Raw genomic sequence first — 26308 nt, 5'->3', positions numbered from 1 at the left:
AGATAAGGAGGAAGCGTTAATCCAGATGTTGAGCTTTTTGAAAAAACTACATATTCCTCCGGTATTGCCCGCCAACTTCGTACAAAGCGTGGCTAATTTGACCAAGGCTACAATACTTGCATACTTCCATCAGTTCGGCAAATATGTTTTCGCCTGCAATTGCTGTTTGCTGTAAACGTTTTAGCAGTTCGCCTGCTTTGGCTGCATTCCGCTGCTGAAAAGCGTCCAGGTTTTTAATCTGCGCCTGCTTCTCTTCTTCGGTAGCGCGGATCACTTCGGCAGGGATGATAGTAGGTGAGCCTTTTTGATTTAAAAAAGTATTTACGCCAACTATAGGGTACTCGCCGGTATGCTTAAGGGTTTCGTAATAGAGCGATTCCTCTTGTATTTTGCTGCGCTGGTACATGGTCTCCATAGCGCCAAGCACGCCGCCACGGTCGTTAATGGCTTTAAATTCTGTAAGTACAGCCTGCTCTACCAGGTCGGTCAGTTCCTCTATGATGAACGATCCCTGGATGGGGTTTTCATTTTTAGCAAGGCCCAATTCCCTATTGATGATGAGCTGTATAGCCATAGCCCGTCGTACCGACTCTTCGGTAGGGGTGGTGATCGCCTCATCATAAGCATTGGTGTGCAGCGAGTTGCAATTATCGTAAATAGCATAGAGCGCTTGCAAGGTGGTGCGAATGTCGTTAAAGTCTATCTCCTGCGCGTGCAGCGAGCGTCCGCTGGTTTGGATATGGTACTTGAGTTTTTGAGAGCGCTCGTTCCCTTTGTATTTGTTTTTAATCGCTTTGGCCCAAATGCGGCGTGCTACCCGGCCGATCACTGAATACTCCGGGTCGATACCATTGCTGAAGAAGAACGATAGGTTTGGCGCAAAATCATCTATACGCATACCGCGGCTTAAGTAGTACTCCACATAAGTAAAGCCATTGCTTAAAGTAAATGCCAGTTGTGTTATGGGGTTGGCGCCGGCTTCTGCAATGTGATAGCCCGATATGGAGACCGAATAGAAGTTGCGTATTTTATTGCGGATGAAGTATTGCTGCATATCGCCCATCATCCGCAAAGCAAATTCTGTAGAGAATATGCAGGTGTTTTGTGCCTGGTCCTCTTTAAGGATATCTGCCTGTACGGTACCCCTTACTTTGGAAATAGCGGATGCCTTAATTTTTTCGTATACCTCGGCAGGCAGCACCTCGTCGCCGGTAATGCCAAGCAGCATTAATCCAAGGCCATTGTTGGCACCTTGTAATCCTCCTGCCGAACCGGCAATTTTAGCAAAGGTTTCTTCAAAATTTGCGTAAGCAGGCCGTTGCTTGCCCTTATCATCGTACTGTCCTTTCAATTTAGCCTCAACCAAATGCTCCAGTTTGTTCTTGCGGATGTACAGCTCGCACTGCTGGTCAATAGCGGCGTTCATGAAAAAGCCCAGCAGCATAGGTGCAGGCCCGTTTATGGTCATGCTTACCGATGTGGACGGATTACAAAGATCAAACCCGGAATAAAGTTTTTTAGCATCGTCCAATGTGGCAATACTCACTCCCGAATTGCCGATTTTACCATATATATCAGGCCGGATGTGCGGGTCTTCGCCGTAAAGGGTTACCGAGTCAAAGGCCGTGGATAGGCGCTGCGCCGGCTGTCCCATAGAAACATAATGGAAGCGCTTGTTGGTCCTCTCTGGCCCGCCTTCGCCGGCAAACATTCGCGTAGGGTCTTCACCCTCCTGCTTAAGCGGGAAAACGCCTGCCGCAAACGGGAACTCGCCGGGCACATTTTCTGTAAGCAGCCAGCGCAGCACATCGCCCCAGGCCTCGTATTTTGGCAGCGCAATCTTGGAGATCTGTAATCCTGCGAGTGAAGTATACTTCAATGACTGCCTAAACTCCTTGTCGCGCACTTTATATACAAATTCATCGCCTTTGTAGCGGTTAACTTTACCAGGCCACTCCTTTAACAAACGTTTGCAATCCGGGTGCAGGTGGCTCTCCAGGTGGGTGTAAGCATCTTGTAGAGATTCCCCGGTAGTATTTTCTCCCTGATAAACGCCCGGCGTGTGTTTTTCTAATACCTCCATGGCACCTTTAACCTGGAACATCTGCTGGGCTATACGGCATTGCTCATTTACCCATTCTGTATATGCAGCGCTGCTTTCCGCTATCTCAGCAAGGTAGCGTACCCGGTCAGGCGGAATGATGTATATCTTTTCAGATTCGCCTTCAGTGGCGAATAATGTTGTATTTTCTTTTATTAAACTAACGCCGGTTTTCTCCTGTACTTTCCGCATGATGGCGGCAAAGAGGGTGTTCATACCCGGATCGTTAAACTGCGAAGCCATAGTGCCGTATACCGGCAGGTCGTCGTCCTTAGCATCAAACAGCTGGTGGTTGCGTTTGTACTGCTTTCGAACATCTCTCAGCGCGTCCAGCGCACCACGTTTATCAAATTTATTGAGTGCTACCAGATCGGCAAAGTCCAGCATGTCTATTTTCTCCAACTGGGTAGCCGCGCCAAATTCAGGTGTCATCACGTAAAGCGAAACATCGCAGTAATCAGTGATCATCGTGTCCGACTGTCCAATACCGGAAGTTTCCACAATCACCATGTCATAGCCAGCCTGCCTGCAAATGTCGATTGCCTCCTGTACATGCTTGCTCAAGGCCAGGTTTGCCTGCCGTGTAGCCAACGAACGCATGTATACCCTTGAACTGTTAATGGCGTTCATCCTGATGCGGTCGCCAAGGAGGGCGCCGCCGGTCTTGCGTTTACTGGGGTCTACAGAAATAATAGCAAGCGTCTTATCCGTTTGCATCAGGTATCTGCGTACAAACTCATCTACCAGCGACGATTTTCCCGAACCGCCAGTGCCGGTAATGCCCAGCACTGGTGGACTAAGTGTAGTGTTGTGAGTAATGGGTGGTTGTGCACTGCCCAGTTCCGCTGCAGTTATGCTGCGCGCGATAGAAACAGCATTATTCGCCTCGTCCTGTGCGGATAGGGTTGGGGTGAGGTAATCACATTCCTGCATCATGTGGTTTATCATACCCTGCAGGCCCATGTGTCGGCCGTCATCCGGTGTGTAAATGCGGGTAATGCCATAACTGTGCAGTTCCTGTATCTCGTCAGGCAGGAACACGCCACCACCACCGCCAAAAATTTTTATGCGTGCTGCCCCACGCTCGTTGAGCAGATCGCGCATGTATTTAAAGTATTCTAAATGCCCGCCCTGGTAACTTGTAAGCGCAATACCCTGTACATCTTCCTGCATGGCGCAGGTAACCACCTCTTCCACGCTGCGGTTGTGCCCAAGGTGTATCACCTCGGCACCGGTGCTTTGCAGTATGCGGCGCATAATGTTAATAGTAGCATCATGCCCGTCGAACAATGCGGCGGCGGTAACAAAACGTATTTTATGCGTGGGGTTATATGGTGGAATACTTTCCATGCAGGGCTATTGGTTAGGGGTGCAAATCTAAATAAATAAACTATGCATGCATAGTTATTGTTCGTGGTAAAAGGCTTATAATTTATGAGTTCTGGCTGCTGTTACTCCGCCTTGCGCACAAACATGCTCCTGTAGTATTTCCACCAGCCTAAGCCTAAGAGCAGATTGGGCACTATCAGGAAAACGCCCATCAGCCAGCCTTCAGGTGCAAGCAGGGTATGGAATAGCAGTACGTTAAGGCTTATCGGGAACAACACCACAGCAGCTATCGGCGCATACCGGTTAATGAGTAAGCTTAAACCGCCTAATACCTGTATGGTTTTTTGCATGGGGTAAAAGTAGCCTGCCGCCATTAACCCTGCTTTGAAGATACCCGCATTGCCCGGGTGCAAAGGTGGTTGGTAGGGTATAAAATGCAGAAAGTAGTCCAGCCCGAATACCAGGTACAAAAAGCCCAGCAGCAGGCGCGAGATAAGTATTGTGAGTTTCACGAAAATGCTTCTTTCTGTAAAGGTGAAAAAATACCCCACTGATTACTGCATTAACAAGCAAATTTTTACAACTATGATGATATAAAAGCTTGCATGTGTATATGAAGAAAATTATTCCTAATCTAGCTTAATATAACATGAAGCAATCCATTATCCATATTTCTCTTATTGTTAGAGACTACGACGAGGCAATAAGCTTCTATGTAAATAAACTGAACTTTAACTTAGTAGAGGATACACAGCTAAACAGCTTCAAACGGTGGGTGCTTGTTCAGCCGAAAGGTGGTGCAGGCTGTTGCCTGCTGCTGGCGAAAGCGACTAACAATCAGCAATTGGCCGCTGTTGGTAATCAAAGCGGTGGAAGGGTGTTCATGTTTCTGGAAACAGATGACTTTAATCGTGATTATAACAACATGCTGGCCAATAACATCACCTTTGTGCGGAAACCAGTAGTCGAAAGCTACGGAACGGTCGCGGTTTTTCAAGATCTGTATGGAAATCTATGGGACTTAATTCAGCGCTCAGCGTGACGACGTGTAACAATTAAAGATAATAAACTTACATGTTAAAAACTGTTGCCTCCTACTGCGATTATCGCAACATTGCAACGCTTGTTACTGCCGGACTATTTTTGCCGATTTTCCGCACACTACTATGAAGACGCGTATTAACATGCTTAACTACGGCAAACTTAACTACTCTTGTTATCAAGTTGAATTGCAAAAAATAGGGGTTGAATATATTATATTAGCGACATAAACCGATTAAGCGCATGTCCCTATCCTTACGAAACCTAATTGAGCAAAAAGTTGAAATCACTAGAAGCCAAACATCTAGACAAAAAGTTGAAAATACCTTAACAGAAGAAATAATAATTGGAATTTGTGCTCCGATAGGATCAATGAGGGAAGAAGTAATCCAATCATTGAAACACCAAATGAGCGACGCATATAATTATGAAGTTCAGGTTATTAAATTGAGTAATTTTATTTCTGAGTATAATAACATCGAGCTTATTGAAAAACCTGGTCAAACACGACAGTTTACTGAATTAATGAATAAAATAGAGGGTGGGGACCAGTTACGTAAAAAAACCAATAGTAATTCTTGTCTTGTTGAGTTTGCAATAATGCAAATATTGAATGAACGATTTGGAAGAGATGTCGTTAATACTGACCAAGATATAAATGAACTCATAATAGAGTTGAAAACGCGCCGCAAATGTTACATTATAGACTCGCTTAAAAACAAAGAAGAGCTTGATTTACTGAGAGCAGTATACGGTGGAATTTTCTATTGCATTAGCGTGTTTTCTCCTGATTTTGAAAAAAGAAATATATTGGCTCGAAAAAATCTTTCACATACAGAAATTGATAAACTGATATCAACCGATGAGTACGAAAATAACACACATGGTCAAAATGTAAGAAACACTTTCATAGAGGGAGATTTTTTTATAAGAGTGTCAGAAGCTAACAAGCATAATGTCAATACAAAACTTTCTAGATTTTTAAATATTATTTTTGAAAGTGAAATAGTCACTCCAGCACCTGATGAAATTGCGATGTATGAAGCCAAATCAGCTGCTGGTAATTCAGCTTGTCTGTCAAGGCAAGTTGGAGCATCTATAACCAATGACAAAGGAGAAATTATTTCTAGAGGGTGGAATGATGTTCCAAAGTTTGGTGGAAATCTTTATAAAGATGGCGATCAGGAAGACCATCGTTGCATAACTACAAAATTATGCAGTAATGATTTAAAGAAGGATGATTTGACTGAAGATATAGCAAAAAATATTCTTTCAAATACTACCCTGCATCAAATGCTTTTTGCTAGCAAAACCCAACTAGAGATAAGGGAAATAACCGAAACGTTGAAAAAGACCATCCGTTCTAATTCAAAGGTGAAAGATTTGATAGAATTTTCTCGTTCTGTGCATGCTGAGATGCATGCCATTATTATTGGGAGTCAGTTAGCCGGACGGAGAATGATAGGTGGAAAGTTATTTTGTACAACATATCCTTGTCATAATTGTGCTCGACATATAATTGTTGCAGGTATAAAGGAGATATTTTACATTGAACCATACAAAAAAAGTTTAGGAACAATTTTACATGAAGATGCGCTCACAGAAGACGAAAATAGCAATGAAAACAAAACGAAAATTTTGATGTTCGACGGAGTAGCGCCTAGACGTTACCTGGAATTTTTCACATTGAAAAGTCCAAGAAAGGGAATTGATGGAAAAGTAATTGTTATCGATAAAAAGAAAATATATCCTAAATCTAGATTAACTTTGCAGGCACTACCTACTTTAGAAATGCAATCAGTACATTCGTTAACAGAGTCAGGAATTTTATAATTCATACATCATGAAAAATAATGAGAACAATAATGGGAAGCAGCTGAAGCTGAATTTCCCTGCCAAAGCTGTAGAAAGTACTCGGTTTGATAATGGCAGAGTTGTGAATTTAAATCATTATTCCCTCAGAAAGTTTGCAACATTTATTGTGAAGAACTCGAAGAGTTTCTAATTACACTTCTATATCACTTTTACGGAAAACCTATATTATAATGTAGATGATAACGATTACCGCAATCGTTATCATCTATCAGTTTGAGCCGCTTCTCACTCTAATAGGTACCCGGCCAATCAAAATCCGTATCTTTGCATTAATGCAGCAGAACGATACCATAGCGCCAACCTGGGAGAAAGGTTACAACAACTACGGCCCTTGGCTTAAGGAGAAGTACCCCGGGCACAGGGTATTTAAGGTTATTGTGGATGGCGGCTTTACCTGCCCCAACCGCGATGGTAGCAAGGGCTATGGCGGCTGTACATACTGCAATGTAGATTCGTTTACGCCTTCTGTTAGCCGCAACGCGCCTACCGTTCGCCAGCAAGTGATTGAGGGTATGGAACGTGCCCGCCGGGGCAACAAAGCGGATAAGTTTATTATTTACTTTCAGCCCAATACCAACACCTACGCACCGGCACATTACCTTAAAATGCTGTACGACGAAGCACTTAGCTATGGCACTGAAGACATAGTAGGCCTGAGTGTTGGCACTCGTCCGGATTGTATAGATGCAGAAAAAATAGCTTTGCTCGAGAGCTATACCGATAGGTTCGATGTGGACCTGGAAATGGGTATGGAGAGCATTTATAACGATACGCTCGCCATGATAAACCGTGGCTGCACGCATGACGAACTGGTAAAAGCCCTGGCACTGGTAGAGAACAGCAAACTGGATGTTTGCGTTCACACCATTTTTGGATTGCCGGGCGAGTCGCGCGAAATGATGCTGGCCTATGCCAACGAGATAAACCGTTTTAAGCAGATAAAATTTGTAAAGTTCCACCACCTGCACATTGTAGAAGGCAGTGTGATGGGCGTAAAATATAAACGCGAACCTTTTAAGCTGTTCAGCCTGGAAGAGTACGCCGATTTCCTATGCGACCTGCTGCCGCTGGTACGTCCGGACATTATCATTCAACGCCTTTTTGGCCTTAGCGACCGTGAATTGCTCATTGCTCCAAACTGGGGTCTAAAAAAAAGTGAGATACAGTACTTTATAGACCAACGCATCTTGCAGCGTGGCGTGGTTCAAGGCAGCGGGTTATAGTTTACTCGCCCAACATGCTTCGCTGTCGACTCTCTCTCCGCCGCGTGCAAAAAGGGTTGTAAGCATTCACGCTGAAGCGGGCCGGCGCAATCATAGACATGCTTGGGGCGACCATTTTATTTGGAAATTGCTTTCTTCATCGCAATAATGTAGCCTCAAAATTAATACCTTGACACGGAACTTACAGACTATATATTCCTAATCATCATCAACTAAAATAACTAAATTTGTAGCCCATGCATTTGCAGCAGCTATCCTTTTTAAATTTCAAGAACTATACCGAAGCGGGCATTACACTAAGTGAAGGCGTTAACGCTTTTGTAGGTAACAATGGCGCAGGTAAAACCAACCTGCTGGATGCCGTGCATTATCTGTCGCTGTGTAAAAGTTATTTCAATCCAATTGATAGCCAACAGATTAAGCAGGGTGCTGACTTCTTTATGATTAACGGCGTATTTGTTAAAAACGGTCAAAAAGAAGTAGTTGCCTGCAGTATTAAGCGTAACCAAAAAAAGCAGTTCAAGCGCAACAAAAAGGACTACCAGCGGCTAGCGGATCATATTGGTCTATTGCCCCTGGTGATGGTTTCTCCTTACGATATCAGCATTATTATAGAAGGAAGCGAAGAGCGGCGTAAGTTTATAGATAATGTAATCTCTCAAACCGATAACCAATACCTGGATGAGCTGATCGCTTACAACCGTGTGCTGCTAAACCGCAATACCCTGTTGAAGCAAATTTCGGATACCGGCCGTTACGACCCCGACCTGATGGCTGTGCTTGATGAGCAGCTTGCTTTATCGGGCACGCGGATATTTGAAAAGCGACGTGGGTTTATGGAAGTGTTCACGCCTATATTTAACCAGCATTACAATTTTATAAGCGATGGCGCTGAAGAAGTGGAGCTTGTTTACGAATCGCAACTGCTGAAAGACAAGCTGGAAGTTCTGCTAAATAAAAACCTGGAGCGCGACAGGATACTAGAGCGTACCACGGCAGGTATTCATAAAGATGATTTGAGCTTTAACATACATACACTGCCGATGAAGAAGTTTGGGTCGCAAGGGCAGCAAAAATCCTTTTTAATTGCACTTAAACTGGCACAATACACCTTTTTAACACAAAAGAATGGGTTTAAGCCGTTGCTTTTACTTGATGATATTTTTGACAAGCTGGATGAAGGCCGTGTTACAAAATTAATGCAAATGGTGAGCAATAATGATTTTGGGCAGGTATTAATAACCGACACCAGCGTAGCTCGGGTGGAGGGTATTTTTAAGGCGATTGACGTTGAGGTGCAGTTATTTAAAGTAGCCGGAGGAAATATTGATGCGTAAAACAAACGACAAATCCATTAAAGAAGCTATTGAGCAGATGCTTAATGTTTACAAGCTGAAGCGCCGGTACGATGAAACAGGAATAACCACTTTATGGCCAAAGCTGGTTGGGAAAGCGGTTGCCAACCGTACAAAAGAAATTTATATACGTGATAAAAAGCTTTTTGTAAGAATGGAATCAAGCGTAATTAAAAACGAATTGGTTATGATGCGCACACAAATAATCGCCGGCATTAACGAGGAAGCCAAAACCCAATTGGTAGAGGAAATTATTTTTCTCTAACCTACCTGCGTCCTAATCGCAAGCGTGAAGATATGCCTTTCATGGCATCGTCCATTATACTTGAAAAGGCCAGCAGAAATATGCCCGGGAAAATGAAAGCGAACTGCGCTTCGGGGTGAAAGCGGTACACATCTAAAGCAAGTAATAAAAGCACAACTATTATAACAGAGTAAATTGTGTATCTAATTAGCAGCTTCATAATCTTAACTTTATCGGGTGGAAAATTGGGTAACTAAGTAAAGCTAGTAAACTTATTTACAAACCGCAAAGAACAGGGCATAAAAAATCCGGTTGCAACTTTTATTACAACCGGGCAGAGTATGTTGATTACTAGAACCTTTCGAATCCGTTAAAGAAAAAGTTGCCTTCTATTTCGGCATTTTCGTCAGAATCTGATCCGTGTACAGCATTTGCTTCTATTGATTTTGCAAACAGGTTACGTATAGTACCTTCATCAGCCTTAGTAGGGTCAGTAGCGCCAATAAGCGTACGGAAATCAGCTACAGCATTTTCTTTTTCGAGAATAGCAGCTACAATCGGGCCTGAAGTCATGAAGCTTACCAGATCATTAAAAAAGCCGCGTTCCTGGTGCACTGCGTAAAATTCGCCTGCTTTTTCTTTTGTAAGAGCGGTATATTTAAGGGCTATAATTTTAAAACCAGCTTTGGTTATCTTGTCTAAAATTGCGCCGATATGCCCGTTTGCAACAGCATCAGGCTTTATCATTGTAAATGTTCTGTTCGTTTTCATTTTGTATTTAAAAATTGGTGCAAAAGTAGGCTTTTACATCTGAAACATAAAGCTTTTACGCTTAAATAAGCCACTTGTATTTAATTAATTTATTTAGCTTTGCACCTCGTTTTATAATTGATGTTGGATTTAGCCTCGCTTAAAGAACTTTTAGCCCAGCCCCAAAAAATAGTTATCACCACCCATCATAAACCTGATGGAGATGCTATGGGTTCGTCATTAGGATTGTACAATTACCTGGTACAGCTTGGCCACCATGCGAAGGTTATTGCCCCTACCGATTACCCCGACTTTTTAAGTTGGATGCCCGGTAATGAAGAGGTGATCATCTATACGGAAAATACCGAAGAGGCAGCGTTACTGGTTGCCGAAGCTGCCATTATTTTTTGCCTTGACTTTAATCACCTTAGCCGCATCAATCAATTGGGCGAACTGGTGGGCGCAAGCAAAGCTTACAAGGTAATGATAGACCATCATCTGGAGCCGCAGGATTTTGATGATTACCGCTGCTGGAACATAAACGCATGTGCTACCGCACAACTGGTTTACGGGTTTATTATTAACGAGCTTGGCTATAAAGAGTACATCAACAAAGACGTTGCTAGTTGCCTTTATGCCGGCATTTTAACCGATTCGGCTTCGTTCAGGTTGCCCAACACCACTGCAGAGGTGCACCGCATAGTAGCCGACTTGATAGATGCAGGCGCGGTTAACTGGCGCATACACGATCTTATTTATAATAGCTCATCAGAAAACAGGTTGCGCTTCCTTGGCTACTGCTTGGCAAATAAGCTTGAAATATTACCTGAATACAATACTGCCATTATTTACGTTAGTAAAGCCGACATACAACAGTTTAACGTAAACACCGGCGATACAGAAGGTATTGTTAATTACGCGCTTTCTATTGCCAGCATAAGGCTTGCTGCTTTCATTGTGGAGCGGAAAGATATGGTAAAGCTTTCGCTGCGTTCTAAGGGAGAGTTTCCGGCTAATGAAATATGCAAGAAATACTTCAGCGGTGGCGGTCACCGCAACGCGTCGGGCGGGCAATCAAACAAAAGCCTTGACGAGGTCGTGGCAGAATTTAAATCGATACTACCAGAATATAAAAAACTATTAATACAGTAAACTTTAAAATGAGAAAAAACTTAGTGATTATAGCGCTTGCTGCCGCTGGCCTGGCAAGCTGTAAAGGCGGATTTAAGCAGGCCGAAGGCGGGTTGCTTTACGATATACATACCGATAAGTCGGGCACCAACATTAAAGCAGGCGACTTTTTAAACGTGAACCTGGTACTTAAAACAGAAGGTGATTCTGTTATCTACAGCACCTACGAGCAAGGCCGTCCATCTCCAAGCGTTATGCCGCCAAATTCTAAAAAAGGTGATATTGCCAGCGGTTTATTACTGCTGAGTGAAGGCGACAGCGCTACCTTCAAAATGAATATCGACTCGGTATTCAAAAAGGGCCAGCCAAAGCCACCAGGCTTAAAAGGCAAATACCTGGTGTATGATATTAAAGTAGAAAAGGTGATTCCTCGCGGCAGCCTTACTGATGTTGTTTTCCAGGGCAGAATATCTGAGTATATGAAAGGCCAGATTGAAGCAGTTAAGAAAGCTGAACCTGCCAGAATTAAAAAGTATGCAGATGACAACAAGCTTAAACTGCAAACTACAGCATCTGGTTTACAATACCAGATAGACAAGCCGGGATCAGGCCCTAACATTGTTGCCGGCGATACTGCCGTTGTAAATTACACAGGCAAATTGCTTAACGGGAAAATTTTTGATACCAGCGTTAAAGAAGATGCTGAGAAACAAGCTAAAGACAGCAAAATGCCGGTTGACCCGCGTCGCCAATACCAGCCAATCCGTATCCCGGTAGGTGAGGGCAAAGTTATTAAAGGCTGGGACGAAGGCTTGCAGCTGCTGAACAAGGGAGCAAAGGCTACTTTTATTATTCCGTCAGGTCTTGCTTTTGGCGAGCAGGGCGCTCCGCCGATGATTCCAGCGCTTGCGCCAATCACTTTCACGTTAGAAGTAGTGGATATTGTGAAAGCTAACCCTAATGCACCTAAAACAACTGCACCGCAGCCACCTGCGATGAGATAATTAAGAAATGATATACAGCCTCCTGCTTTGCGGGAGGCTTTTTTATGAGCGATAAGATGAAGAAGATTGTTTATACGCTGTTTATAGCAGCATTTGCAGGTAATGCGGCTAGCGCACAGGAGACCAAAACGCTGGCTGGTGGTGTACAATGCAAGATTGTAGCCAAAGGTACCGGAGAAAAAGTTAAGCTTAATGATGTGATTACTTTTAATGTTACCCAGCGTACTGATAAGGATTCGCTGCTGTTTAGCACTTATGCGCAGGGTAGTCCGGTAAAAGCGCAGGTGCAGGCATCACGGAACCCAAGCGACCTTATGGAAGTTTTTCAGCTACTGTCTGTACAGGATAGCGCGGTGGTTAAAGTACCGGTAGACAGTGTGTTTAAAGGGCATGAAACAGATATCCCTGCTTTCTTGAAAAAAGGCGGTTACATTAATTATACCGTTAAAATTGATAAGGTGCAAAGCCTTAATGATGCCATTGCAGAACGTAACACTGCCATGGCCAAATACAAAGCCGATGAACTAGCGGTTGGCGATGCGTATATAAAAGACCATAAGCTTGCAGTTACTCCTACAGCTTCCGGGCTTAAATATGTGGTAACTAAACATGGGGCAGGCATAAAGCCGCTAAGAGGCGACAGCGTTTACGTAAACTATGTAGGCCGTACCGCACGTGGTAAGGTGTTTGATACCAGCATCCAAACAGAGGCGAAAGCCGCAGGGATAGAAATGTCCGGCCGCCCATATGAACCGATAAAGTTTATAGTAGGTGCAGGTAACGTTATCCCCGGCTGGGACGAAGGTTTGCTGCTGCTGAACCAGGGTTCGAAAGCAACATTTGTTATCCCTTCAGACCTGGGTTATGGTGAGAAGGGGGCAGGGGAAGATATTAAACCTTTTAACACCCTTGTGTTTGATGTGGAACTTGTAAAGGTTATCCGTGCCAAGAAAGCGGTTGCAAATACTCCGAAGGGCGCTGCTAAAGCACCTGTAAGGAAACGACCTGCTGCTAAAAAGAAAAATTGACACTTAAAAGCCTTCCGCAAACGAAGGCTTTTTTATTTTTGCCCCATGGTGCTTACCGATACGCATACCCACCTGTATTACGAAACCGACGAGAGTAAACGTGCAGCTTTAATGCAGCGTTGTTTTGATGCCGGTGTAAGCAGGCTATTTCTGCCCAATGTAGATAGCGCTTCTATGCCGCTGATGGATGACCTGCTGAAAGCTTATCCGGATAATTGCTACGCGATGATAGGCCTGCACCCATGCTCAGTTAAAGAGAACTGGGAACATGAACTGCTGTTAATGCAGCCAGTAATACACAAGCACCAGGTATATGCCATAGGCGAGATAGGTATAGACCTTTATTGGGACAAAACCTTTTTGGATGAACAGATACAAGCTTTCCGCCTGCAGATAAAATGGGCCAAGCAACTTCGCCTGCCAATTGTAATACATTGCCGCGATGCTTTTAACGAGGTTTACGAAGTTTTGCAGCAGGAGAAGAACGAACTGCTGCGCGGCATATTTCATTGCTTTACAGGCTCACTGGAGCAGGCGCAAGAGATTACTGACCTTGGCTTTTACCTGGGCATAGGTGGCGTGGTAACTTATAAGAACGGCGGGTTAGACAAAGTGATACCGGAAATTGATTTAAAGCATATAGTTTTAGAAACTGATTCTCCGTATCTTACACCTGTTCCGTACCGCGGTAAACCTAACGAAAGCTCTTATTTAACGTACATAGCCCAGCGCGTAGCGGAACTTAAAAACACGACCATTGCCGACGTGGCACACATCACTACCGAAAACTCTGTTAAAGTTTTTGGCGTATAACCGTATTAACGATAAACCTGCGTAATGAGCCAAATACTCATCATATATACCGGCGGTACCATAGGTATGATGGCCGACCCGGTTACTAAAGTGCTGATCCCAATCAATTTTGAGCAGATAATGGACAACGTGCCCGAACTGGAGAAGCTTAATTGCAAAATTAAGGTACACTCGTTCGAGCAGATCATCGATTCCTCCAACATGAACCCTGAGGTATGGAGCGAACTTGCCGGGCTTATTGAAGCTAATTACGACAGTGTGGACGGCTTTGTTATCCTGCATGGGTCAGACACTATGGCTTTTACTGCTTCTGCGCTGAGCTTTATGCTGCAGAACCTGTCTAAACCGGTAGTTTTCACCGGGTCACAGCTGCCTATTAGTGCTATACGTACAGATGCTAAGGAAAACCTCATGACCGCCATTGAGATTGCCAAGTCGAAAAAGAACGAGCATGCCCGTGTGCCCGAGGTTTGTATCTACTTTGATTACAAGCTCTTCCGCGGTAACCGTGCGTTTAAATACAACTCCAGCAAGTTCGAGGCGTTCCGGTCGCCGAATTACCCTATACTAGCAGAATCAGGTGTGCACCTGCGTTTTAGCGCTAACGACATCCGCCAGCCGGGTGAGGGCCCGTTAAAGGTACACAGCAACCTGGTGAGCGACGTAGCCGTACTTAAGCTTTACCCCGGCATAAGCCCTAAAGTGGTAGAAACCATCCTTAATGCCGACGTGCGTGGTATTATTATGGAAACTTTTGGCGCAGGCAACACCACTACAGATCAATGGTTTATAGACCTGCTAAAGACCGCCATAGACAACGGCAAGGTAGTGCTGGACATCTCCCAATGTAAGGTGGGCACTGTAGAACTTGGCCGCTATGAAACCAGTAAGCAACTAAAAGATATTGGCGTAGCTAATGGGTACGACATGACCTACGAGGCCGCTGTTACTAAAATGATGTACCTCCTCGGCGAGATAGATGACCCCAAAGAGGTGAAACGCTGCTTGGAAATGGACCTCCGCGGCGAGCTCACCGAGTCGTAAGAAAGGTGTTCAAGTGTTCAGCGTTTTTTGTGCCGGTGGCAAATTGAACACTTTTTTGCCGAGGGTGCTCTGCGGGCAAAAAACGTTTAAATTAACGCTGAAGTGCAGTTTTTTGCAAAAAACCTGATGCGTAATCTTTAAAAATCACACAAATTTACCGGCTATTTTCAAATAAATTTGCAAGTAATAGGGTAAACCACAGGTTAAAACCGGCGTCAATTTTCCAATGTTTTTAATCGCTGATTTTGGCGCAGGCATGCAAATTTACACGCCAAACTGCCGCAGGTGATGGTCTATATGTTTGTAGGCAATTTGGCCGGCCTGTTCGGCGGTGAGCTTACCAAAGAACGGGTGAACAAAGCCCTGCCCGGGTGTTCGGCCCTGCTGTTGCAGCAGGGCTATCCAGCGCTGCTTCTCGGCCTCCGTGTCGCCCGTATCTTTAATCTTAAACGACGGTACAGTAGGCAGGCTCGGCTTCAACGGCTTGTCGCTTAACATATCCTTCAGCGCTATCCGGCCGAACAGCCTGCCCATGAACGATTGCTTATACACCGTTTGGCCCAGCACCATCTCTTCCCACATGCGGCAATGTTTCAGCATCTGGTAAACCGTCATTTTGCCCCATTTGGGCGTACTGTTGGTATTAAGTTGTTCTATGCGCAGGATCAGCGCAAGGCGGGCATCCTTATCAAGTGTAGTGTTCATAAATGGCTGGTATGCAGCAAATATACGTCGCTTTTTAATATTCAAAGGCGGCAATTGCGGCAGATGGAGAGGGCAATAGCGACATCGGGCCTGATGGCTAAGTTGCATGCTATCGTGTTGTCATTGTGAGCCTGTAAAACCACTAGCGAGGCGCACAGGTCTTCAACAAGCTCAGACTGACAGGAGCGAATGTTTGATGGTAGTGAAATGTCTTGGCGAGCCTGTCGAACCATTAGCAAAGCGTACAGGTCTTCGACAAGTTCGGACTAACAGATCAATCAAAACAACCGCTTATTTATCACCGCCATGAACCCGTCGCGGAACTTTTCGGATATGGGGATCTGTTTGCTGCCGGTGTGGATGTGGTTGTCCTGCACTTTGCTGAGCAATTGGGTGTTTACAATGTAGGAGTTATGTACACGCACAAAAGGGTGGGCCAGCTGGCTTTCAATGTCCTTTAGCCGGCGGTACACCAGCAATTCTTCGGCAGAGGTAACCAGGCGAACGTATTCCTTTTCGCCCTCAAAGTACAGTATGTCATTCAGCAATACGCGGCGCAGGGTTTTGCCTGTCTTTACAAAAAAGTGTCCTGCGTCGGGCTCCGCTGCAGTTGGCGATGGTATTGGCGCGGTAACAGGCAACTGAGCGAATGCGGCTTCTATCTTTTGGGTAGCTGCTACAAATCGTTTAAGGGTAATAGGTTTTAGCAGGTAGTCGATAGTTTGATAGGTGTAGCTTTCCGCGGCGTGTTCGGCATAGGCAGTAGTGAACACGATCTTTGTTTCGCGCGGCAGCAATGCGGCCAGTTCCATGCCGGTAAGGTGCGGCATGTTTATATCCAGGAACAGGAAGTCGACAGTGTTCTTCTTCAGGAAATCCATTGCTTCCAGCGCGTTGTAGCACTTGCCCAGCAGCTGCCACTGTGTAGTTTGTACTATCAGCATTTCCAGCAGGCTTACGGCATTTGGCTCGTCATCTATAATAAGGCACCTGAGGTTCATGCTGTAGGTATGTTTAAGCTGGCGGTATAAATGTCGGCATTTTTTTGGGTGATCAGTTCAAAGTCGGTGCCGTACAAAAGCGCCAGCCGCCTTCGCAGGTTGGCTATTCCGAAGCCGGATGCAGCGGTAAGGGCAGGCTGCTGTGGCAACGTGTTTTCGGCAGTAAAGGTAAGTCGCCCGTCGGCCTCCGTCAGCACCAGGCGAACCTGGTTTTGCGGGCTGCTCTTATCAATACCGTGCTTAAAAATGTTTTCTACAAAGGTCATGAGCAGCATAGGCGGGATAGCGAGGGCGGTATTGCAGTTTTTGGTAAAGCTGATATCTACCGGGTAACGAATGCGAATCTTTTCCAGCGCGATGTAGTTGTCGATGAATTGCACTTCGCTGGCGATGGAAACGAGTTGTTTGGGGCTCTCATCCACAAAGTAGCGCATAATGTCGCTGAGGCGTTCTATTAATGCAGCCGTGCGCGGCGCTTCTTTGTAGGCTTCGTAATAAATGTTGTTAAGCGTATTAAACAGGAAGTGAGGTTGCACCTGCGATTTCAGCAGGTTGAGCTCGGCATGGGTGCGCTGGGCTATAATCTCGTCCTGCTGCTTTTTAAGCGTAAAATAAGCCAGCGCAATGCGAAACACAAAGCTGAACAGGAAAATGACCACCCCGCCCGTTACCACACTGAAGATGATCTTTACCGTCAGCGGCTCGTGCTTCATGGCAAAAAAGCTGTTGTAAATGGTATAGATGACCAAGCCACGTATTACGCCAACCGCCACCAGGAAGAGTATAGCGGCAAAAACATAAGCCACTATATGCCCGCGCTGATACAGTTTAGGAAACAGCCAGCTGATGTTGCCGTAAACAATGATGGCGTAAAAACCGGTTGTCAGCAGGGAATAGGCAAAAGCTTGTACGGGGCTGTCGTTCTGCAGCAGCGTAAGCATAATTACAACCAAGAAGAAGACCCACGCCATCCACTGCATTTGTACGATGCTGAGCTTTCCGCCAAACCATTTCATGCCCTAAAGTACAAAGGATTTCTTACGGAGGCTGCCGGTTTAAACATCGCTGGCAAAATATTCAACCAATACCGCTTTCTGTTAAACGGATGCGCTATAGAGGCAATAAAAAGCGATTGTTGAAGCGGAGCGCCAATCTGCTAAATACTTACGGCCTGTGGTTGAAGTTTTTTTACCAGAGCATAATGACGCTGCACATTTGCCATCAAGTAATTAAACCCATAACCATCATGAAAGCAAACTGCACCTTACCACTAATAGCCGCGCTGCTTGCGGCGCTGTTCCTGTCCTCTACACCCCAGGTTGCCTCGGCACAGGTAGATACCATTCGCCTTAAAGACAAACGCCTTAATACCGCTACGCTGAAACCCGGTATGCGCCAGTACCTGGTTTATTTCCAGAACCCGGCCAGCCCTAAGGTGCTGCGCTTCTGGCTTTGGCTACGCGATACCCGGATAACGACGCGTGACGGCCAAAAGGTATTTGCCACCACGCAACATTGGTATGGCGGTGATACCATCAGCTACAGGTCGGGTTACTCCATCAATAAAGTAAGCGATTTCTCGCCGGTATATCATTCGGAAACAGTAGCAGGCAAGAACAAGTCCTTTAATTGGAGCAACAGCCGCATTGCCGGTGCCGACACTGTTGCGGGTAATACTCAAAAGGATATGAAAATGGAATTTACGTCGCCATGCTACAACTGGAATCTGGATATAGAAACATTTGAGATGCTGCCGCTCGCCGCGGGCAAAACATTCGCCATTAACTTTTATGACGCAGGTTTTGGCAAGCCGGAGTACATCATCTATAAAGTTACCGGGAGCGAAGTAATAACAACGCTGGATAATCAAAGGGTAGACTGCTGGAAACTCTTTAACGAAAGCGACAACGGCGGTCGCCACGCTACCGAAACATTCTGGATTAGCAAAAAGAATCATGAATTTCTAAAAGAAGAAGACGCTTTTGGCGGCATGCGCCGCTACAAAGTAAAGCTACCTGCAGCCGCGCCAAACCTGCTGGTAAATCTGGCGAAGTAAGGTTATATCATTAATTTATAAAATAGCGATAAGCCTCTCAGGCTTGTCGCTATTTTAATTTGCTGGTCAATTACGTTGTATGACATACTGCTCTTACACACTTACAAACCCTACACAGTTTCGGAATACTTGTTCTGGTGGCTTAAATTTTGCACATCTTACGCAATAAATTATCTTAGGCACACCAATAATAAGTTACAGTTTTGTCGCAAAAACCTCTTCTAAACTATATACCGGCACTTACAGGGGTGCGCGCATTGGCTGCATACCTGGTTTTCATTTCGCACTACGCTTACGCCTTTGATGAAAATTTTCCTCAAGCCGTGCAACGATTTCTAAACGAGTTCCACATTGGCGTTACCATTTTCTTTGTGCTTTCGGGATTTTTAATCGCGTTCAGATATTTTGATACTTTTCAGCTTACAGGCGACTGGTTTAAGCAGTACCTTAAGAACAGGGTTGCACGTATATACCCCATGTATTTCCTGCTTACGCTGGCGGCTTTTGTGGCTTATTATTTTACGCACGATCAAAAAGTTACCAATGGCTTTGCCAACCCTATCGGGTTGTTCTTTATGCACATCACCTTTGTGCGCGGCTTTTTTGATCAGCTTAAGTTTACCGGCATTGCCCAGGGCTGGAGTCTTACGGTAGAGGAGCTGTTTTACTTTTCGGCCCCGTTCATCTTCTTTTTCGCGCAGAAGTATAAAAAGTTCTACATACAGCCTATCATAATTACGGGCGTTGGTGCTATACTGGTGCTTATCTTCCGCAATGTAAACTGGTACGGGTTCTTTGGCAATTTTACTTTCATGATGCTGTACACCTTCCTGGGGCGTTGCTTTGAGTTCTTTGTGGGGATACAACTGGCGCTTATTGTGCGCAAAAAACAACTGGATGGCTCACAAAAGAACAACGCTACTTACGCAGGCTTCATTATGATATTTGTATGTGTATGGTTCATGAGCACACTACCTATACCAAAGGGCGAAGTTGCCGGCCTGCACAATCCGCTGGGTATTATTACTAACAACTATTTGTTGTCTACCAGTATTGCCATATTTTTTTACGGCTTGCTCACCGAGACCACTATTCTCAAAAAAATCCTTTCCAACAAGTTTGTAGAATTGCTGGGCAAAAGCTCTTACATCTTTTACCTTATCCACCTCGGCTGGATGTACGACCTCCTGCACAGCAGCTTTAACACGTGGAACGACAAAGCTTTTGAACTTTACGATAAATGGGGGGTAGACTGGGTTTCACCTTTCCAGTACGACAGCTTAAACGTGCTGTATGCTTTCATCATTCTAAACGGCGTGTCAATATTATTATTCAGGCTGATTGAGGAACCGCTGAACCATTACATTCGTAAATCAGATTTTTTAATTAAGAACAAACAGCGTACTACATCCGTATAACAGGGGCTTTAACTATACATCTAAATGCGATCACTACAAGGCTTTAAATTTTTCATATTCACCATAAGCATTTTGCTGGCCGGTTATTGCAGCGCTTACGCACAGGACGAAGAAAAAAGCGAGGGGGAGGTTTTTGTCGAGGTAAAACCCGGCAACAAGGACGCTATTTTTAAGGGCAACGACCAAATAGATTTTAAGCTGAAGGTAAAGAGCACCTACGCCACAACGCAGGATGGTAAACTTACCTACAACGTGCTTACCGATGATTTTAAACCGCTGAGCACCGCATCGTTACCCGTGCACCTTACTAAAAACTCGTCGGAAACGTATAGCGTTACCCTGCCAAAACGCGGTCCTGGTTTTTACCGCGTACACTTTATGCTTAACCTTACCGAGTACGACGATACGGTTAAACGCGTGTTCGGTATTGATCCCGAAAAGATAAAAACAACCCTTTACAAACCGGTGGATTTTGATGCTTTCTGGAAAGGTACTATTGATACGCTTAAAAGCATTAAACCGGAGTTTAATGCAACTGAAGATAAAAAGCGATCAACCAAAGACAAGATAGTTTACCTGTGCGAGATGAAATCCTGGGAGGGTGTTACCATCCGCGGCTGGCTTACCGTACCTAAAGGCGGCAAAAATTGGCCGGTGCTTTACCGCGTGCCTGGCTACACCATTGAAATGAAGCCCGATTATGATAAGGAGGACTTTGCTGTATTTACCATTAACGTACGCGGCAACGGCAACAGCCGCGATGTGATAGCGCCAGACTATAAGCAGTATAACCTGGTAAACATTGAAAGCCGCGACAAATACATTTACCGCGGCGCTTACATGGATTGCCTGCGCGGGATGGACTTTTTAGTGGCCAATGCAGAAAAGCTGAGGCTTAATGCAGATAAGATTGTGGTTGAGGGTGGCAGCCAGGGTGGTGCCCTGGTGGTGTTTACCGCCGCTATGGATAAGCGTGTAAAGCTGTGCACTTTCCAGGTGCCGTTGTATGCCGATATGCACGACAGCTACGCAATTGGCAGCTCGTACCCGGTAGATACCTGGCCGACGCTGGTCTTTCATGATTATATAAAAAAACACCCGGGCTTTACTAAGGAAAAGTTGCTAAAGGTGTGGGATTATTACGATCCGCAAAACTTTGCCGACAAGGTAAAGTGCAAAGCTTTGATGGGTATTGGTTTGCTTGATGAATTTTGCCCGCCGCGTTGCAGTTTTGGCATGTACAACAAGTTCCCTAATAGCGGCAAAGAGTATTTTGTAGTGGCCGACAAAGCCCATGAAGTTAATTTTACCTACTTTACATTTCAATATTATTGGCTGAAGGAAGATTTCCGGATGCCGTAAACGAATACCTATGAAAAAAATTTCTACTAAGCTTTTATTGCTAATGTTGATAGTGGCGAGCGGGCAACGGGCTTTTGCCGGCTGGCCGGTGGGCAAGTACCGCAATATTGTGGTACCATCTTTTAACTACTATACTTCAAAAGATACTTACAACTCGCAGGGCAAAAAAGTAAAGGGTGCCCCGGGCACTTACTTTAACTCTTTTGCTTACGGGGTATACTTTGCACATGGCCTTACCCGCCGGCTGGACCTTATAGTTAACGTACTTGCACCAAATCAAATATCTAACTCGGCCACCGACGCCGGCAACTTATACCAGGAAGCCTTTGGTCTGGGCGATATGCAGGTAGGTCTAAGCTACGCATTAGTGAATTTCGACTATAAAGCGTATTTCTCGGTACAGGTATCGGGCATTGTGCCGTTGTACAAAAATGAGGATACAGGGCTCGATCTGGGTTATGGCTCCTACGGTTCCGAAGTTAAGTTTATGTATACAGGTGGTTTCAACGGCAACTTCTTAAAGGGTTGCTACTACAACGTAGAGACGGGTTACAGGCGCTACTTCGACCACCAGGGTCCAAATGTGGTCCTGTATTCAGCCTTATTGGGTGTGCCGCTAAACAAGCGTAACCAGGTGAGCTTTGAAATAGGGGGACAAAACTCTTCCAGCTCCAACAAAACCTTCAATGCCAATTTAAGCGTCAACCGCGATTTTGCTTTTACCAAAGGGTCCATCAACTATGGCCACACGTTTAGCCGCCGGTTATCACTATTCGCCAATGGCTTTTATACCTTCATGGGCCGTAACTCGGGCGTAGGGTATGGCGGCGCGCTGCAGGCAGTGGTGAAAATCTGATCTTCTGATTAACGAGCAGTTGTAAACTCTTAGAAAATAGCACAAGTACTCCGCTCACAGCACTGCATACTTGCTTTAGTAAAAGAAACCTATAATTGTTATGCAACCAGTACCCTTTAATTAAATCATTAAATGAAAGATAGTGTAGAGCAATTAACAGATAATATTAAGCTACAAGCCGAGGCGTTCCTTTTAGACGCTGGAGAGTTTTATCCCTTTGGAGCTAGCATAAGCACTAAAGGGGTTTTGAGGCCGTTAAGTGCTTATTCAGAATCGGATAATCCCCCATCAATCGAGTTAATAAACTTGCTAGAGTCGTATATAAAAAGAAGTGTGTTAGATGGTAAGTATTTAATAGCAGCTATCGGAATAGATGTCAACATTAAAGAAAACGATATGAACATTGACGCAATAGAAGTCCGTTACTTTGAACCTGAGCGAGTATTTAAACGATATTATAAATACCAAATAGAAAGAGGGTCAGTAAAGTTTGATTTATTACAGACAAAGTAGCCAGTAGATATTACGCCGTTGCAAGTATGCAGCTTGGGGCAAAAGCATGGCCTACTTGCGCTCGAACTATAAAAGCTTTTAAATATTGGTATAATTGTATATTAACTAGCAATTGTAAACTTTTAAAATAGCACAAGTACTCCGCTCATATCATTGCGCTGCATACTTGCGCTAGCGAGTGAACACACAACTGCAGTTAACAATTAACGCAATCGCAGATACATTCACGTCAAATAAATGATTAAAACATTTATAATTACAACCCTTTTTCTGCTACAAATATCTGTCGCAAACAGTCAGAGCACTAGCACCGGAATTGATTTAATCATTACAATAAACGGGGAGGTAATAGTAGGTGATATCATGAATGTTAAAATTTCGTCGACTTCTGAGACGAAAATGCAAGAGATTATCAATTGTGGTTACTATCCGGGAAAGTTGAGTGTTCCTGAAAGCGGTTTTGAGTCAATTCCCGATAGTTCGGAAGTAAATCTGTCATTTGATTTTTACGGCGACTCCCTTGGAGGTAGGAAGCTTTCGAATTTCAGAATAAAGTTAATGAAGCGGTGGCTAAAGAGTAGTTATCTAATACTTCATGTATTCGACCTTAATGACAAAAAGTATAAAAGGATATTTGAACCCATTTCAAAAGATCAAAACTACACATTTTCTATTACCAGTCCAGACTATTCCTTTATACGCGTGACGAAAAAAAAAATTAAACAATGACACCGCACTGGCGCAAGTATGTAGTGTGGGCAAAAAGCACAGCCTACTTGTGCCTATTGAACTGTAACTATTGGTATAATTGTATATTACCGAGCAGTTGTAAAATCTTAGAAATAGTACAAGTACTCCGCTCACAGCACCACGCTGCATACTTACGCTAGCGAGAGAACTTTACCAATAACAACATTGCTCGTACTTAAATCGGAAATAAGAGAATTTTAACCCTCAAGAATTCTTAGATTTTTTCCACTTAATATATCTGGAAAGTTTAACAAGTTCTATTAACTCTTCTCTTTCAGGAAAGGACGGCAAGTTTTCTATTTCAACATAACCAATATCCTGTGCATTGGATTTTTCACCAAGCATATTATCCAAAACCAAGTAGCTCGCAGTTAGAAAATCTTCCTTGTTACTCGAGGCATAATTTTCAATTAATATTTTTAAGCCAATCTTTTGAGAGTTTTTGCTATTTAGGGGGATAAACCACATGTCCTTTGGATTTAATTCAATGCCATTATAACCAACAGTAAAGTCTTCTCTGGCTGGTTTAAAAGCGATTACATTCCAATACTCTAATACAGGGGCCTGTTTCACAAGTGTTTCAACTAGGTCAAAAAAATCTGTATCACCATCAGCTGTAATAATCAAATCTTGCTTTTCATGTGGATGACCACCAACTTCGAAAAACAAATGGTCGCAATATTCGTGTAAATGAGAAAGAAAAATATCTAATAATCGTTCTTTCTCGTCGTCATCATTTATCTGATTAAGAAAAAAATACTTGGCTTCGTTCTCCTTAAACCAATCCCAAAATTGTTTTTCTTTAAACATCAGTCATTCGTATTAATATGAAAAGCCATTAAAAGGCTCCCGCGCTAGCGCAAGTATGTCGGGATAGATAATTGAATTAAAGCTACTTGTAGCTATGTACACCTGCTCCTCTTACGGTCGTTCTATCAGGCACACGGCGTAAGCTACAACACCTTCTTCGCGGCCAATAAAGCCTAATTGCTCGTTAGTGGTGGCCTTTATAGAAATGTCTTCTTCGCTGATGCCGGCAGCTTTGGCAATGTGAACCTTCATAGCCGGTATGTGCGGATTGATCTTAGGTGCTTCCAGGCAAACCATCGCGTCTATATTGCCTATTTGCCAGTTCTTTTCGGCCAGCAGTTCAACCACATGCTGCAGCAAAACCAGGCTGCTGATGGCTTTCCACCGGTTATCAGTGTTTGAAAAATGAAAGCCTATATCGCGCAGGTTGGCCGCGCCTAAGAGCGCGTCGCATATGGCATGCAACAGTACATCAGCATCTGAGTGGCCGTAGGCACCCGCGTGGTGGTCAAGCGTTACGCCACCTAAAACAAAAGGGTGTTGTTCTCTTAACTGGTGAACATCAAACCCGAAACCAACTTTAATTTTAGCCATTATTATTGAGGAGAACCCGCGCTGCTTTTACCGGCATTACCGGTGCCGCCAAAGCTTGCAGATAAAGTGAACCGAAGAGTATTAGCCAGCGGACTGTTTTGCTGGCTTGCTGCCAGGTAAGAAAAATCAAAAGTGAATACGTCGTACTTTAAACCAACACCAAGCGTGGCATAATGCCTGCCGCCTTTGGCCGGGTTTTCGTAAAAGTAACCCGCACGTATGGCCACCATTTCGTTGTACCAATACTCCGCACCCGGAGAGAAAGATATTTCTTTTAGTTCTTCGCTGAAGCCACCGGGCGCATCTCCAAAGGATTGGAATATGCCCGCCGGAACCGATACATTATCATCATGGCCAGAAATGATTTTGCCATCTGCATCACGGATAGGCGGCGTTGGCACCAAAAGCTTGTTAATATCAAAAGCCAGCGTAAACTTGCTCAATCCGTTTAGTCGCCAGGTATTGGCAACACCAAGTTTTAAATTGGTTGGCAGGAAATACTTGGTCCCGCCGTCGCTGTAAGAGATCTTGGAGCCAATGTTAGAGATGTGCGCACCGAAAGCAAAAGTAGAGCTATCACCGTAGTTTTTACTGTAGAACATGGATACACCGGCTGATACCGCATTGCCGGGCCCGTTTTGCGCAGTGTTACCGCCCGAGGCAAATGATCCGCTGGAGAAGTTAGAGTGTATATAGCGAAGCGTTAGTCCCAATGAAAGATTGTTGCCGAACTTACGGGCAAAGGAACCATCTAAAGCCAATTCGTTTGGCTTGTAGGTACCCTGGTCGTTCTGGTTATCATCAATCAGTTGTATCGATCCTAAATTAAAATATCTCAACGATGCGCCAAAGGTATTGCGGTCATCTATTTTATGGGCGTAACTTAAATAAGCCAGGCTAACATCCGGCACAAGGTGCCTGAGCCATGGGCTGTAAGACAACGAAATGTCGTTATTGCTTTCTAAAAAGGCAAGCTTGGCGGGGTTCCAGTAATTAGCATTTACATCCGGAGAAATGGCCACGCCTGCATCGCCCATAGCGCCCGAACGGGAGTCTGGACTGATGTTAAGAAAAGGCACCGCAGTTGAAATAGCATTGGCATTGCTTCCGTTAGTAGAAGTTTGCGCTGCAGCCGCACCCGGTAGAGCAAGTAAAATAAACAACAGGAACTTGTTCGTATAAATACACTTCATCGGGTGCAATTTAGCTCTAAAATTCAAAATAATAAAACCTCAAGGGCAGCCTTGCCGGCTGCTGAAACCAATATTACATTAAAATAATGTAACTAGCCGTATAATTTATACG

General features: G+C 44.4%; 25 protein-coding genes. 15 read left to right on the top strand and 10 right to left on the bottom strand.

Translation table 11 applies throughout. The annotated features are described in order from the left end of the window. Positions 1-46: 46 nt before the first annotated feature. Complete coding sequence (locus tag DYU05_RS17930; protein WP_117384525.1) at positions 47-3451, bottom strand: methylmalonyl-CoA mutase family protein; 3405 nt, start codon at positions 3449-3451, stop codon at positions 47-49. A gap of 101 nt (positions 3452-3552) precedes the next feature. Further along, positions 3553-3942: a DoxX family membrane protein gene (locus DYU05_RS17925; RefSeq protein WP_165852102.1), complete on the bottom strand. Its 390-nt coding sequence runs from the start codon at positions 3940-3942 to the stop codon at positions 3553-3555. Positions 3943-4079: 137 nt separating this feature from the next. Here DYU05_RS17925 and DYU05_RS17920 point away from each other — a divergent pair, with 137 nt between their 5' ends. The 5 genes from DYU05_RS17920 to DYU05_RS17900 all read left to right on the top strand — a co-directional run bounded on the left by DYU05_RS17920 (position 4080) and on the right by DYU05_RS17900 (position 9189). Continuing rightward, a complete protein-coding gene (locus tag DYU05_RS17920; protein ID WP_117384523.1) occupies positions 4080-4472 on the top strand; it encodes a VOC family protein in 393 nt (130 codons plus the stop codon). A 242-nt stretch (positions 4473-4714) separates the two neighbouring features. Beyond that, positions 4715-6304 (top strand): anti-phage dCTP deaminase, encoded by a 1590-nt coding sequence (locus DYU05_RS17915; RefSeq protein WP_117384522.1) that lies wholly within the window; start codon positions 4715-4717, stop codon positions 6302-6304. A 314-nt stretch (positions 6305-6618) separates the two neighbouring features. Next, positions 6619-7569, top strand: coding sequence for a TIGR01212 family radical SAM protein (locus DYU05_RS17910; protein WP_117384688.1), 951 nt, complete (start codon positions 6619-6621; stop codon positions 7567-7569). A gap of 236 nt (positions 7570-7805) precedes the next feature. After that, positions 7806-8906, top strand: a complete 1101-nt coding sequence (recF, locus tag DYU05_RS17905; RefSeq protein WP_117384521.1) for a DNA replication/repair protein RecF — start codon at positions 7806-7808, stop codon at positions 8904-8906. Beyond that, entirely contained in the window at positions 8899-9189 is a 291-nt protein-coding gene (locus tag DYU05_RS17900; RefSeq protein WP_117384520.1) for a DUF721 domain-containing protein, read from the top strand. The genes recF and DYU05_RS17900 overlap by 8 nt, the downstream gene beginning before the upstream one ends. 1 nt (position 9190) lies before the next feature. Here DYU05_RS17900 and DYU05_RS17895 read toward each other — a convergent pair whose 3' ends face one another. After that, entirely contained in the window at positions 9191-9388 is a 198-nt protein-coding gene (locus DYU05_RS17895) for a hypothetical protein (protein ID WP_117384519.1), read from the bottom strand. A 131-nt stretch (positions 9389-9519) separates the two neighbouring features. Further along, positions 9520-9939: a nucleoside-diphosphate kinase gene (locus DYU05_RS17890; protein ID WP_117384518.1), complete on the bottom strand. Its 420-nt coding sequence runs from the start codon at positions 9937-9939 to the stop codon at positions 9520-9522. 120 nt (positions 9940-10059) lie between these two features. On the opposite strand from DYU05_RS17890, the gene DYU05_RS17885 reads away from it, so the two are divergent. Genes DYU05_RS17885 through DYU05_RS17865 form a run of 5 tightly spaced genes read left to right on the top strand, consistent with a single transcriptional unit; the run spans position 10060 to position 14938 of the window. Then, on the top strand, positions 10060-11070 hold the full coding sequence (locus DYU05_RS17885) for a DHH family phosphoesterase (protein WP_117384517.1): 1011 nt from the start codon (positions 10060-10062) through the stop codon (positions 11068-11070). Positions 11071-11078: 8 nt separating this feature from the next. Beyond that, the gene (locus DYU05_RS17880; protein WP_117384516.1) at positions 11079-12053 is read left to right on the top strand and encodes an FKBP-type peptidyl-prolyl cis-trans isomerase; all 975 of its coding nucleotides are present in this window, start codon (positions 11079-11081) and stop codon (positions 12051-12053) included. 44 nt (positions 12054-12097) lie between these two features. Further along, complete coding sequence (locus DYU05_RS17875) at positions 12098-13081, top strand: FKBP-type peptidyl-prolyl cis-trans isomerase (protein ID WP_235854051.1); 984 nt, start codon at positions 12098-12100, stop codon at positions 13079-13081. A 45-nt stretch (positions 13082-13126) separates the two neighbouring features. Continuing rightward, the gene (locus tag DYU05_RS17870) at positions 13127-13894 is read left to right on the top strand and encodes a TatD family hydrolase (RefSeq protein ID WP_117384515.1); all 768 of its coding nucleotides are present in this window, start codon (positions 13127-13129) and stop codon (positions 13892-13894) included. A gap of 24 nt (positions 13895-13918) precedes the next feature. After that, entirely contained in the window at positions 13919-14938 is a 1020-nt protein-coding gene (locus DYU05_RS17865) for an asparaginase (protein WP_117384514.1), read from the top strand. A gap of 264 nt (positions 14939-15202) precedes the next feature. On the opposite strand, the gene DYU05_RS17860 is transcribed toward DYU05_RS17865, so the two are convergent. The 3 genes from DYU05_RS17860 to DYU05_RS17850 form a co-directional block, all read right to left on the bottom strand. Further along, the gene (locus DYU05_RS17860) at positions 15203-15643 is read right to left on the bottom strand and encodes a DUF1569 domain-containing protein (protein WP_117384513.1); all 441 of its coding nucleotides are present in this window, start codon (positions 15641-15643) and stop codon (positions 15203-15205) included. Positions 15644-15921: 278 nt separating this feature from the next. Next, on the bottom strand, positions 15922-16644 hold the full coding sequence (locus DYU05_RS17855) for a LytR/AlgR family response regulator transcription factor (RefSeq protein WP_117384512.1): 723 nt from the start codon (positions 16642-16644) through the stop codon (positions 15922-15924). Next, positions 16641-17660, bottom strand: coding sequence for a sensor histidine kinase (locus tag DYU05_RS17850; RefSeq protein WP_117384511.1), 1020 nt, complete (start codon positions 17658-17660; stop codon positions 16641-16643). Before DYU05_RS17850 ends, DYU05_RS17855 begins: the two co-directional genes overlap by 4 nt. A 230-nt stretch (positions 17661-17890) precedes the next feature. Between DYU05_RS17850 and DYU05_RS17845 the strand changes: the two genes are divergently transcribed. The 5 genes from DYU05_RS17845 (at position 17891) to DYU05_RS17825 (ending at position 22849) form a co-directional block, all read left to right on the top strand. After that, complete coding sequence (locus DYU05_RS17845) at positions 17891-18700, top strand: DUF3108 domain-containing protein (RefSeq protein WP_133300259.1); 810 nt, start codon at positions 17891-17893, stop codon at positions 18698-18700. A gap of 203 nt (positions 18701-18903) precedes the next feature. Beyond that, positions 18904-20118, top strand: a complete 1215-nt coding sequence (locus DYU05_RS17840) for an acyltransferase family protein (RefSeq protein ID WP_117384509.1) — start codon at positions 18904-18906, stop codon at positions 20116-20118. Positions 20119-20142: 24 nt separating this feature from the next. After that, positions 20143-21480 carry an acetylxylan esterase gene (locus DYU05_RS17835; RefSeq protein ID WP_117384508.1) on the top strand — a complete coding sequence of 446 codons (1338 nt, stop codon included), beginning with the start codon at positions 20143-20145 and terminating at the stop codon, positions 21478-21480. A 10-nt stretch (positions 21481-21490) separates the two neighbouring features. After that, on the top strand, positions 21491-22336 hold the full coding sequence (locus DYU05_RS17830) for a hypothetical protein (protein ID WP_133300258.1): 846 nt from the start codon (positions 21491-21493) through the stop codon (positions 22334-22336). Positions 22337-22468: 132 nt separating this feature from the next. Beyond that, positions 22469-22849 carry a hypothetical protein gene (locus tag DYU05_RS17825; protein WP_117384506.1) on the top strand — a complete coding sequence of 127 codons (381 nt, stop codon included), beginning with the start codon at positions 22469-22471 and terminating at the stop codon, positions 22847-22849. A gap of 954 nt (positions 22850-23803) precedes the next feature. Here the strand turns inward: DYU05_RS17825 and DYU05_RS17815 are convergent. The 3 genes from DYU05_RS17815 to porV form a co-directional block, all read right to left on the bottom strand. Continuing rightward, positions 23804-24409 (bottom strand): hypothetical protein, encoded by a 606-nt coding sequence (locus tag DYU05_RS17815; RefSeq protein ID WP_117384504.1) that lies wholly within the window; start codon positions 24407-24409, stop codon positions 23804-23806. A 111-nt stretch (positions 24410-24520) separates the two neighbouring features. After that, positions 24521-25003 carry a 2-C-methyl-D-erythritol 2,4-cyclodiphosphate synthase gene (ispF, locus tag DYU05_RS17810; protein WP_117384503.1) on the bottom strand — a complete coding sequence of 161 codons (483 nt, stop codon included), beginning with the start codon at positions 25001-25003 and terminating at the stop codon, positions 24521-24523. Positions 25004-25005: 2 nt separating this feature from the next. Then, positions 25006-26196 carry a type IX secretion system outer membrane channel protein PorV gene (gene porV, locus DYU05_RS17805; RefSeq protein ID WP_117384502.1) on the bottom strand — a complete coding sequence of 397 codons (1191 nt, stop codon included), beginning with the start codon at positions 26194-26196 and terminating at the stop codon, positions 25006-25008. Between the last annotated feature and the right edge of the window lie 112 nt (positions 26197-26308).

This window comes from Mucilaginibacter terrenus, assembly GCF_003432065.1.
Taxonomy (GTDB): Bacteria; Bacteroidota; Bacteroidia; order Sphingobacteriales; family Sphingobacteriaceae; genus Mucilaginibacter; species Mucilaginibacter terrenus.
Note: the sequence above shows the minus strand (reverse complement) of the source record. Positions and strands in the feature narration are given on the sequence as shown.

Bases quoted from the DNA above. Each gene is read 5' to 3' on its own strand.
- DYU05_RS17930 (WP_117384525.1), bottom strand. From the start codon at position 3,451: ATGGAAAGTATTCCACCATATAACCCCACGCATAAAATACGTTTTGTT.
- DYU05_RS17920 (WP_117384523.1), top strand. From the start codon at position 4,080: ATGAAGCAATCCATTATCCATATTTCTCTTATTGTTAGAGACTACGAC.
- DYU05_RS17915 (WP_117384522.1), top strand. From the start codon at position 4,715: ATGTCCCTATCCTTACGAAACCTAATTGAGCAAAAAGTTGAAATCACT.
- DYU05_RS17910 (WP_117384688.1), top strand. From the start codon at position 6,619: ATGCAGCAGAACGATACCATAGCGCCAACCTGGGAGAAAGGTTACAAC.
- recF (WP_117384521.1), top strand. From the start codon at position 7,806: ATGCATTTGCAGCAGCTATCCTTTTTAAATTTCAAGAACTATACCGAA.
- DYU05_RS17900 (WP_117384520.1), top strand. From the start codon at position 8,899: ATGCGTAAAACAAACGACAAATCCATTAAAGAAGCTATTGAGCAGATG.
- DYU05_RS17895 (WP_117384519.1), bottom strand. From the start codon at position 9,388: ATGAAGCTGCTAATTAGATACACAATTTACTCTGTTATAATAGTTGTG.
- DYU05_RS17890 (WP_117384518.1), bottom strand. From the start codon at position 9,939: ATGAAAACGAACAGAACATTTACAATGATAAAGCCTGATGCTGTTGCA.
- DYU05_RS17885 (WP_117384517.1), top strand. From the start codon at position 10,060: ATGTTGGATTTAGCCTCGCTTAAAGAACTTTTAGCCCAGCCCCAAAAA.
- DYU05_RS17880 (WP_117384516.1), top strand. From the start codon at position 11,079: ATGAGAAAAAACTTAGTGATTATAGCGCTTGCTGCCGCTGGCCTGGCA.
- DYU05_RS17875 (WP_235854051.1), top strand. From the start codon at position 12,098: ATGAGCGATAAGATGAAGAAGATTGTTTATACGCTGTTTATAGCAGCA.
- DYU05_RS17870 (WP_117384515.1), top strand. From the start codon at position 13,127: ATGGTGCTTACCGATACGCATACCCACCTGTATTACGAAACCGACGAG.
- DYU05_RS17865 (WP_117384514.1), top strand. From the start codon at position 13,919: ATGAGCCAAATACTCATCATATATACCGGCGGTACCATAGGTATGATG.
- DYU05_RS17860 (WP_117384513.1), bottom strand. From the start codon at position 15,643: ATGAACACTACACTTGATAAGGATGCCCGCCTTGCGCTGATCCTGCGC.
- DYU05_RS17855 (WP_117384512.1), bottom strand. From the start codon at position 16,644: ATGAACCTCAGGTGCCTTATTATAGATGACGAGCCAAATGCCGTAAGC.
- DYU05_RS17850 (WP_117384511.1), bottom strand. From the start codon at position 17,660: ATGAAATGGTTTGGCGGAAAGCTCAGCATCGTACAAATGCAGTGGATG.
- DYU05_RS17845 (WP_133300259.1), top strand. From the start codon at position 17,891: ATGAAAGCAAACTGCACCTTACCACTAATAGCCGCGCTGCTTGCGGCG.
- DYU05_RS17835 (WP_117384508.1), top strand. From the start codon at position 20,143: ATGCGATCACTACAAGGCTTTAAATTTTTCATATTCACCATAAGCATT.
- DYU05_RS17830 (WP_133300258.1), top strand. From the start codon at position 21,491: ATGAAAAAAATTTCTACTAAGCTTTTATTGCTAATGTTGATAGTGGCG.
- DYU05_RS17825 (WP_117384506.1), top strand. From the start codon at position 22,469: ATGAAAGATAGTGTAGAGCAATTAACAGATAATATTAAGCTACAAGCC.
- DYU05_RS17815 (WP_117384504.1), bottom strand. From the start codon at position 24,409: ATGTTTAAAGAAAAACAATTTTGGGATTGGTTTAAGGAGAACGAAGCC.
- ispF (WP_117384503.1), bottom strand. From the start codon at position 25,003: ATGGCTAAAATTAAAGTTGGTTTCGGGTTTGATGTTCACCAGTTAAGA.
- porV (WP_117384502.1), bottom strand. From the start codon at position 26,196: ATGAAGTGTATTTATACGAACAAGTTCCTGTTGTTTATTTTACTTGCT.